This window comes from Streptomyces sp. NPDC058664 (genome assembly GCF_042716635.1).
Lineage (GTDB): Bacteria > Actinomycetota > Actinomycetes > Streptomycetales > Streptomycetaceae > Streptomyces.
On sequence record NZ_JBHXRW010000126.1, the window covers coordinates 1 to 6,867 of the forward strand.

Here is a 6,867-nt window from a genome sequence, read left to right on the forward strand (position 1 = left end):
ATCACCCGCAGCCGCCTCGGACGACTCACCCGCCAAGGCTTCCTCACCCAACCCGGACGAGGCCGCTACCAGAAACGGACTTAACGTCCACTCAGACGCCTGCGATTCCGAGCCGCCGAACCGGAACACCATGATTGGGCCCACCGGTCCGACAGCCCCGCCAGGTCCAGGGTGCACTGAACGGTGTTCGGCAGCACGAAGATCCTGGTCTGGAGGGAGACCAGGGCCTTCGGCGGTACGGTCCGGGAAGGGGAAGCCGGGAGCCGTTGACGCGACCCCGTCGCCAGAGCGCGGAAGCGGGGCCGCGGGCCGCACCGGCCCCGATATGGGGCGTTTGGACCAGCGTATGTGTCACAGAGCCCAACGCCCCGCTCGCACGTAGGACACGCTTTGCGTCAACGCGAAGCACCTTCTGTCTCCTGCGAGGACGCTGCTCATGCAGCCGCTGCCGGTCCCTTGCCCCTCATGTTCTTCCGCTGGGACTGGCTCCGGCCCGCACTAACCGCGCCGATCGTGCCGACTCTCGGCCCCGTCTATCCCGATGCGCTGACCGTCGACATCTTTGAGGACACCCTGGGGGTGGCTGTCACCGGGGACTTTCTGCCCTACGACAAGGACCAGCGGTGGGGTGGAGAGAAGGCCGAGGCAGTCCTTTGTAGTGACGTGGTGCACCAGTCCGACCACACCCTCATCCCCGCCCTGACTCGGCGTGGACGCGGCACCGTGAAGGCCTTTGCCTACGGGCACCACAGCAGCATCATGGCTGAAGCAGCCGAACTGGCCACGAAGTTCGCCACCGTGCACGACGCGGTCAACGCCCAGATCGTGCGCCCGCTCGGCCCCGAGACCGGCCCCCTCCCGGTGCGCCCATATCCAACTGAAAAACTTTGCTGCCGACCCCTGCCCGGCCCCGGCGGTCTGGTCCGCCCCGTCACCGACTGGCCGACCTCCGTACAGGAGCCCTTCGCCCGTTCGCCGAAACCATGGCGAGCGATAGCCTGACCTTCCTCCACGCCCAAACGCAGGCTAACCAGTACGGCCCGGCCCTCGCCGCAGCCATCGAAGACCGCATCATGGGAGCGATAGGCCCCATGGAAGTACGCCCCGATGCCATCGAACGTCCCCACCTCCTGCCCCAGTACTTCGCCGTCCTGCCCGAGACTCCAGGCTGCGGCCTGGGCCCGAACCTGTGGCGGGCAGCGATGCACTGGGGCCAGTCCCACGACGCCGCTTACCAACTCCTCCAAACCGAGGTCAATGGCCTCCAACAGGCTGTGTCAGACCGAAGGACTCACCTCCCTTGGCTTCACCCACACCACACAGGTGTAGCTGTCGGTCACCTGCCGGTTTCTGGCCGTGTTCGTCGCCGTCGAATGGCAGGGCCTGCGACGGACGGTGAAGGTTGACGCGCTCACCGCATCGCAGCACACCCTCGACATCACGGTGTACGACACTGTCCGCTACTTGATCCGTTCCCGGCAGATCCGCCCGGACTCCTTCGCCGACCCGATCTACGTCGCGCTGTACGACGTGGACGGCGAGGGACGGGCCCGTGAACTGGCCGCCGCCCTGTACGCCGCCTTCTACAGCGCCCCCGAACCTCTGACCCGCGCCGTACCTCCCACGCCCTGACGGTCATCTGCCCCTGAGCCATGAGGCGTTTCTTGTGGTCACAGGGTGTGCGGACGTGTACCGTCCCCGTTAGCTGTCGTGGTTCGGAAGTTCCCTTGCCCATGCCTTCGGCGTGGGTTTTTTGCTGTGCTGTGCCGCAGGAACCAGGGCGATCACCTCTGTCTTCCGCATGGTGCGGGAGGCGTTCATCGACCGGAAGGCATGAGACATGGCTACAGGAACTGTGAAGTGGTTCAACGCGGAGAAGGGCTTCGGCTTCATCGCCCAGGACGGCGGCGGCCCGGACGTCTTCGCCCACTACTCGGCGATCAACTCCACGGGCTTTCGTGAGCTCCAGGAGGGCCAGATGGTGACGTTCGACGTCACGCAGGGCCAGAAGGGCCCCCAGGCGGAGAACATCAACCTCGCCTGACCCGCCCCACCGGCGGAACCGGGGCTGTGACCTGGACAACGGAATCGGCCCCTTCACTCACCCGGACGGACTAGGGTCCCTACCGGCCCGTGCCGGAACGGAGCGCGCGGGACAGGCCCCGGTCCTGTGACGGGGGCCGCCCCCGAACAGCGACGTCAGGCCGCCACCCTGCCGAAGAACGACGGCCGCGGCACTCTTGCCGAAGTCGCTCTCCGTGAGACCAGTCGGCGCTTGTTCGCACTACCTACCGGCACCGTCCAGTGCGGTCCAGAACCGCGCCCGACTCGGGCCCTCTACATCCGCTTGGACCGCCTTACGGAACCTTTCCCGGCCGCTAAGCCCGAAGGGGAACCGGCCACGTAAGGCACTCGGCTGGGACACCCCAGCCGAGTGCCTGCATCGACTCCTGGCGACGGCCGGATGCACGCTGCCCTCGAGGCCCGGAAGACCGGGATCGTCAAGCTCTTCGCCAGCGGCGACGACTGCTGACGGCACCCCGGCCAGGGGAGCACCGTCCCCGTGGTGGTGCGCACCACGGGCCGGAAGAGAAGCTCTGGATGCTGCGTATGGCGGTCCGCGAGTTCCAGCCGGGCCGCCTCTTCAAACGTGAAGGACCGCCCGATCGACAGCCAGGTCCGGATGCTCCTGTGTCACACCTGGACCTGCCAGGGGCCTCCACGCTGCTGGTCTCCCTGGGCCGGGGGCGGCGCCGATAGCCTTCAGGCAGGCCCGACAAAGAAGGTCCGACGGGCCAGCTCCATGAGCGGGGCGGTTTCGGCGATGGGACGGCACGCGGTGTCGGCCCGGAAATCGCAGGGCACAGGCGGCAGCTCGCCGCTGCTGTCGAGCAGGTGTAATACGCTCCGAGGTGGAATCCGCCGAGCGCTGCCGGGGCGGGCGCGGCGGGGGGCCGTACCGGTCGGTGATCAGGTGGTGCTTGCTGCCCGGCTGTGCGCGGTCGACCGGCGAAGGCCCGGTGTGAGCCCCCCTTTCAACGCTCTGACGTGCGAAGCGTCGATCGCGGCATCGTCCATGTCCAGCAGACCGGCCTTGCGTAGTTCGGCCAGGAGCACTTCGTGCAGGCGGGGCCAGATGCCGGCCTCGGTCCAGGCCCGCAGTCGCCGCCAGGCTGTCACTCCGCTGCAGCCGGTGCGCTCGGTAGGCACATTCCTCCAGCTCACGTTTTTGCGCAGCACGTACACGATGCCCCGCAGGGCCGCCCGGTCGTCGGCCGGCAGCCGTCCGGGATACCGATGACGCCGCGGTGGCCGGGGTGGCAGCAGCGGAGCGATGCGTTCCCACCGGTCATCAGGCACAAGATCATCTGGCACCTGTAACACTCTGCCGCCATCAGACCCGACCGCCAAGCCCTCACGTCAACCTCATTCTGAAACGATCAGGTAGGCGGGCTTCACTTCCCGATGGTCACTCGGTCGTTGTCGAGTAGTGCCGTGTGCGTGGCCGAGGTCGCGATCAGCAAGATCAGCAGCATGCCGATGAACGGGTGCTCGCTGTCCGGGGCGGCGGTTGTCAAGATGCCGAGGATGAGCACCTCGACGGCGACGTACATGACTGCCACCCACGGCCGGATGACGCCCTTCAGTGCGGCGACGACGAACGGGATCGCGGCGCCGATGCTGATGGTCGCGATCGGCACAAGCGTCCAGACCACTTTCGCCACGGTCGAGTTGAACATGCGCGGTCGTGAGTTCGGCGTCATCGGCGTCGTGATGTACGGGCTCGGCTGCTGCGGCTGCTGATACGGATTGGTCATGGCGGTGTCCTCATTAGGTTAGTCGTGCCTCAGCGGGGGCGAGGGTGGGTCAGAAGTCGGGCAGAGGTGCGTGCGCACAGCTTTGACGATCGCCTTACCCGTCTCGGAGGTGGCGATGTTGGAGAGTCGGGTGGTGACGGTGAACCGGTCCAGAGCGAGCGTGGCGAGCTTGGTTCGTCCTCGGTCGTCCTGATTCGAGGAGCACTGGTTGATACCGCGGCTGACCGCCTGATCTTCCTTGTCCGGCTTGATGATGCGCGGGCCGACCGCGTTCAGCGCGTCGAGGTAGGCCTGCCGGGTGGCGGCGTCGGGCTTGGCCGGGAGGCCAGCGGCCGGGACGCTAGCCGTGGGTGCCAGGTTAGGTATGGCCGTAGTGGGCGCGGGTGCCTCGGTGGGCGGCGCTGGACGGCTCTGGCATGGCCGTGGCGGGAGCCGGCGAGGACGTTTTGTTGATAGCCGGGGCCGTCGAGGGGCTGCTCGTGACTTGTCCTTGACGGCGGTTCCGGTGCCGATGGCGCCGAGCAGCACGAGCACGCCGAAGATGCCGCCGAGGACGATCGCGATGATCTTGCCCGCGTCGAGCCCCTTCTTCGGGCGGAGTCCCGTGGGGGCCGGGCTGCGGGGCGTTGGGCTGGATCATGGCGCGCTCCGGTGGTCCTGATGTGGCGATCAGGTGAACCTACCGTGTAGGTGGACAGAAAGGGAGGAATATGCGGAAGCCTTGCCACTCGGGACTCAGTCCAGTTGCAGGGCCTTGGATGCGGTCACTTCTGCGGCGACGAGGCAGCGGCAGGCGCGCGGGTTGCTGAGCACGGGCGCCTGCATGGTCAGAGGCTGCTTGGGGCAGCGGATGCCGCGTCCTCGATGGCCTTCTGCAGGGCGTCCTGCCCGGCCTTGTCGAACGGCTAGAGGCTGCTTATGTAGGCGTTGAGAGCATCGGACTCGGGGAGAGTGGTGCACGCGTCAGGTATCGGGTCCGAGTCGGTCTCTAAGCGGTCTTGTGTAAGTCGGTTACTGCTGGGCGGAGTAGGGCGTTTCGTTGTTCCAGGGCCTGCTCGACGGTGGCCTGGAGTTCTTCGATCCAGGGGTAGGCGCGGATGGGGATGTCCTCGTACTTCACTGACCGCCAGACCCGCTCGATCTTGTTGAGTTCCGGGCTGTAGGGCGGCAGGTAGTACAGGGTGATTCCGTGGTCCTCCAGCTGCGGCCGGGTTGCCTTCACCACACGGCTGAGGTGAGCGGATGCGTTGTCCAGGACGACTGTGCGTGGTGGGGGCGGCCTGTCGGGTGGCGGGGCGGTCTTGAGGGAGTGCGAGCCTTCGGGCAGGCCGGCGATGTGGGTGCACAGGAAGTCGAGCAGCACATCGGCGGTGATCTTTCCGGTGGTGGTGCGGAAGACCAGTCGTGGGTCAGGGCCGTCGATGCTCAGGGCGCCGAGGGTTTGACCCGTCTGCCGCAGGTGCCTTCCTGTAGGACGAGCGCGTGGGTGCCGCGGCGGGCCCAGGTGTATCCGGTGGGCAAGGTCGGTGCGAAGCCGGCCTCGTCCAGGTAGTACAGGTCGATGTCGCCGGTTCCGGCCCTCAGCCGTACAGCCGCAGGCCCTCCAGTTGATCCTTCGCGATCTGCTGGAGGGCTTCGTCGGCCTTGTGCCGCACGGTGGTGCGCGTCCGTTTGTAGCGGAAGCCATCCCGCTTGAGCAGCACGGACAGCCGTGCGGAGTGGATGTGCACACCCCGTTCACGCTCTAGCCAGGCTGCCATCCTGGGCAGGGTCCAGGACGGGCCGCCGTTTTTGGCGGACTCATTCAGCATGCCCTCGAGCGCGTCCAGGTCTGCTCGGGTGATCTTTGGCGGCCGGCCGCTGCGAGGTGCGTCGCGCAGAGCGAGCAGTCCTCCGGCAACATACCGGCGAAGTGCCCTTCGTACCGTGACAGGGTGAACGGTGATGATGCCCGCGATCTCTGCGGGCGTCCGCCCCTGGCCCGACAGACGCACACACTCGGCTCTCATCCGCGTATGCGGCGCCACATCCCGCCGCCGCAGCAGTTCCTCGACATCACTCTTCTGATCCGGCGTAAGCTCAAGTACCAACAGTCTCGGCACGGAACCCCCTCCCACCAGCAGGTATGCCCGCCCTGAACCCGACTTACGCAAGGCCGCTTACTGATCTTTTCGTTAGTTCGGTGGGCGTGACGGGCTTGTTGATGGGACCCTGGGCTCGTGCCTTTCAAGCCTTCGCCTGTCGCCTCCAGGCCCGCTGTCCCTCCTTTGACGCGGCCGCAGTTGGCCGAGGCCCGGCGTGTGCGGGCGGCCGAGCTGTTCGACCAGGGACGATCGAATGCCGAGATCGCACAGATGCTCGGGGTCAGTGACGAGAGTGTGCGGCGGTGGAAGCGTGTCTGGGAGGAAGGCGGCACCGATGCCTTGCGCCGGCGTCCGGCCACCGGTCGCCCGCCCAAGCTGGACGACATCCAGGTCGAGCGGGTGCGGACCGCGCTGGAGCAAGGCGCCCCGGCGCATGGCTTCGAGGCCGATCTGTGGACCTTGGAACGAGTCGGCCTGGTCGTCGAGCGGGTGACGGGAGCGGTCCTGTCGAAGGCGTCGGTGTGGCGGTTGCTGACCGGCCGGCTGGGATGGAGTCTGCAACGGCCCGAACGTCGGGCGGTCGAGCGGGACGAGTCCGAGATCGCCCCCTGGATCGCGCACGAGTGGCCACGGATCAAAAAGGTGCCCCTATGGTTTTCGTCAAGCGGCGATGGCTGCCGGGGGCTCGTAGAAGGTCCCGTCTCGAAGCATGGCGAAGAGCACGTCAATGCGTCGTCTGGCGAGGCAGACGAGGGCCGCGACGTGGTGCTTGCCCTGTCGTCGTTTCTTGTCGTAGTAGGCGCGTGATTCGGGCTGGGACAGAGATGCGAACGCGGCGAGGTAGAAGGCCCGTTTGAGCTGCTTGTTGCCGCGGCGCGAGGGATGCTCGCCGCGTATGGAGGAGCCAGAGCTCCTGGTCACCGGCGCCAGTCCGGCGTAGGCGGCCAGGTGGCCGGCGGTGGGGA

General features: G+C 67.0%; 8 protein-coding genes and 2 pseudogenes. 4 read left to right on the top strand and 6 right to left on the bottom strand.

What is annotated here, in order from left to right:
* The first annotated feature begins 465 nt into the window (after window positions 1–465).
* The 3 genes from ACFWUY_RS40110 (at window position 466) to ACFWUY_RS40120 (ending at window position 2,044) form a co-directional block, all read left to right on the top strand.
* Entirely contained in the window at window positions 466–1,002 is a 537-nt protein-coding gene (locus ACFWUY_RS40110) for a hypothetical protein (RefSeq protein WP_384121669.1), read from the top strand.
* Window positions 1,003–1,356: 354 nt separating this feature from the next.
* Entirely contained in the window at window positions 1,357–1,632 is a 276-nt protein-coding gene (locus ACFWUY_RS40115; protein WP_384121671.1) for a hypothetical protein, read from the top strand.
* Between the two features lie 208 nt (window positions 1,633–1,840).
* Window positions 1,841–2,044, top strand: coding sequence for a cold-shock protein (locus ACFWUY_RS40120; protein ID WP_030556983.1), 204 nt, complete (start codon window positions 1,841–1,843; stop codon window positions 2,042–2,044).
* A gap of 903 nt (window positions 2,045–2,947) precedes the next feature.
* On the opposite strand, the pseudogene ACFWUY_RS40125 reads toward ACFWUY_RS40120, so the two are convergent.
* From ACFWUY_RS40125 to ACFWUY_RS40145, 5 genes and pseudogenes are all read right to left on the bottom strand, one after another.
* Window positions 2,948–3,375 (bottom strand): annotated as a pseudogene (locus tag ACFWUY_RS40125) (transposase); the annotation flags it as partial.
* Window positions 3,376–3,455: 80 nt separating this feature from the next.
* A complete protein-coding gene (locus tag ACFWUY_RS40130) occupies window positions 3,456–3,818 on the bottom strand; it encodes a hypothetical protein (protein WP_384121673.1) in 363 nt (120 codons plus the stop codon).
* 18 nt (window positions 3,819–3,836) lie between these two features.
* Window positions 3,837–4,352 carry a hypothetical protein gene (locus tag ACFWUY_RS40135; RefSeq protein WP_384121675.1) on the bottom strand — a complete coding sequence of 172 codons (516 nt, stop codon included), beginning with the start codon at window positions 4,350–4,352 and terminating at the stop codon, window positions 3,837–3,839.
* Between the two features lie 454 nt (window positions 4,353–4,806).
* Window positions 4,807–5,505 (bottom strand): transposase, encoded by a 699-nt coding sequence (locus ACFWUY_RS40140; RefSeq protein WP_384121677.1) that lies wholly within the window; start codon window positions 5,503–5,505, stop codon window positions 4,807–4,809.
* On the bottom strand, window positions 5,399–5,920 hold the full coding sequence (locus ACFWUY_RS40145; RefSeq protein WP_384121679.1) for a helix-turn-helix domain-containing protein: 522 nt from the start codon (window positions 5,918–5,920) through the stop codon (window positions 5,399–5,401). Before ACFWUY_RS40145 ends, ACFWUY_RS40140 begins: the two co-directional genes overlap by 107 nt.
* A 198-nt stretch (window positions 5,921–6,118) precedes the next feature.
* Here ACFWUY_RS40145 and ACFWUY_RS40150 point away from each other — a divergent pair.
* Window positions 6,119–6,508 (top strand): annotated as a pseudogene (locus ACFWUY_RS40150) (helix-turn-helix domain-containing protein); the annotation flags it as partial.
* 54 nt (window positions 6,509–6,562) lie between these two features.
* On the opposite strand, the gene ACFWUY_RS40155 reads toward ACFWUY_RS40150, so the two are convergent.
* On the bottom strand, window positions 6,563–6,867 hold a 305-nt coding region (locus ACFWUY_RS40155), incomplete at its 5' end, for a transposase (RefSeq protein ID WP_384121681.1).

Bases quoted from the DNA above. Each gene is read 5' to 3' on its own strand.
- ACFWUY_RS40110 (WP_384121669.1), top strand. From the start codon at position 466: ATGTTCTTCCGCTGGGACTGGCTCCGGCCCGCACTAACCGCGCCGATC.
- ACFWUY_RS40120 (WP_030556983.1), top strand. From the start codon at position 1,841: ATGGCTACAGGAACTGTGAAGTGGTTCAACGCGGAGAAGGGCTTCGGC.
- ACFWUY_RS40130 (WP_384121673.1), bottom strand. From the start codon at position 3,818: ATGACCAATCCGTATCAGCAGCCGCAGCAGCCGAGCCCGTACATCACG.
- ACFWUY_RS40140 (WP_384121677.1), bottom strand. From the start codon at position 5,505: ATGGCTTCCGCTACAAACGGACGCGCACCACCGTGCGGCACAAGGCCG.